General features: G+C 56.1%; 1 protein-coding gene and 2 pseudogenes. All 3 read left to right on the top strand.

Going from position 1 to position 1689, the window contains the following annotated elements:
- Window positions 1-206: pseudogene (locus AC066S_RS38765) on the top strand (hypothetical protein); the annotation flags it as partial.
- Window positions 207-539: 333 nt separating this feature from the next.
- Entirely contained in the window at window positions 540-1085 is a 546-nt protein-coding gene (locus AC066S_RS38760; protein ID WP_478271910.1) for a hypothetical protein, read from the top strand.
- Window positions 1086-1202: 117 nt separating this feature from the next.
- A pseudogene (locus AC066S_RS38755) lies at window positions 1203-1584 on the top strand (GFA family protein).
- The last annotated feature ends 105 nt before the right edge of the window (window positions 1585-1689 follow it).

Genomic DNA, 1689 nt, shown 5'->3' with positions numbered 1-1689 from the left:
TGAAAGCCGGAGTGTGGTTCCGCCGTGCTCGTCTGCTCATCGTCTCTCCTGATTCGCGGGTCAATCTTGCCCGCCGTCAGGCAGAAACTCCACTTATCGCGCTGTTCAGATTTGCGGGACCAGCTCATACATGCCGGATGTCGCTCGGTCAGTATCAGGACATCCACCGAACTGATCCCGAAGGTAGGGTCAACCCTCGGTTTTGACATCACCTAATCCGCTTTCGACACTTCATCGACGGTTCGCTTGCGCTCGCCTCTCTCAACCGTGCCTGCCGGGATCATCGTCCCGACGTTTCCGCAGCGCTCACCACTGGCTTTTGACCAAAGCGGCCCGCGGTGGCTTGGGATCAGCGACCTGATCGCCGAACCCGAAGGACCTACCTTCATCTCCTATAAAGTTGCGCGCAGCCTTTTTTTAACCGGCTATGCTTCGTGACACAAGACCCACAGCAGACATATAGGACTTGTGCCCGATGGTCCCGTCCGCTTGAATTAGGTGCAGCGCTAGAGCGACCTGAACTGTGGAGGGGCAACCGAATGAACCGACCCACGGCTATCGATGCGATCAGCACATACATCTTGGCAAAGGATAGTAACCGTCCGCAACTAATGAAGGGTGCATTCGCGGAGGACTGCGAATTGGAAATGGCTGTGAACACGGACGCCATTTCGTTTCCAAGCTCAGCAAAGGGATTAGAGGAGGTCACCCGAGTTTTAGTGACCAATTTCGCGGATCAGTACGAGAATGTGCATACGTTTTGCCTCTCGCGACCTAATTCAGACTACCTTCCGCACTTCCATTGCGATTGGCTGGTCGGAATGTCTGCCAAGCAAGGAGGCGCCATTCGTGTTGGATGCGGAACATACAACTGGCATTTTGGTTCCGGCGACGACAAGCGCTTGAGAAAGCTTGCGATCGACATCGAAGTTATGTGCGTGCTCCCTAGCGAGATCTCAGAGCCGGTCATGGGTTGGCTTGCGGCTCTGCCATATCCTTGGTGCTTAAGCATTCAAGCCCACGAGAGCATTCCAGCTATCGAAGCGCTGCGACCAATCAAAGGCTTCCTTGGGCCATCGGAGTAGAACGGCGGGAAACTGCCCTTGTGGGTCCGAAACTGGCCCGAAGCGGTAGTTTGGCACCTCGTCCAAACCAAATCCTGCCGATAGACTTAGATTGCTTTCTGCCAGATGGGGCTAGGTATGAAGATCGATGGAAAGTGTCACTGCGGCGGCATCACCTTCGAGGCCGAGGTTGATCCTACCACGGTAGTGATCTGTCACTGCACCGATTGCCAGACGCTGTCTGGCACGGCCTTCCGTACTGTCGTGCCGACGAAAGAAGGAAGTTGTAGATTGCTGTCGGGCGCACCAAAGAGCTACGTCAAGACCGGGGAGAGCGGAAATCGGCGCGAACAGACGTTCTGTCCTGATTGCGGTACACCGATCTATTCGGGCCCCATCGGAAGGCACAAAAGTCGTAAGCTTGCGGGTCGGCGCTATCCGCCAGCGCGATCAGATGGTTCCGACCGACCAGTATTGGTTTCGCTCGGCACAGATGTGTGAGCTGGCCCCGGTTGTCTGAACAGAATATCCGCGTCGATAAGTGGAGCCTCTGCCGGGGTTAGGCTGCCGTGCGGAGCGGCAGCGGGGTGAAGTAGGCTTGATCCGGTGTGCTGCCGTCAAGGCT

It is taken from the genome of Bradyrhizobium sp. CFUWI, from assembly GCF_056429085.1.
Note: the sequence above shows the minus strand (reverse complement) of the source record. Positions and strands in the feature narration are given on the sequence as shown.

Bases quoted from the DNA above. Each gene is read 5' to 3' on its own strand.
- AC066S_RS38760 (WP_478271910.1), top strand. From the start codon at position 540: ATGAACCGACCCACGGCTATCGATGCGATCAGCACATACATCTTGGCA.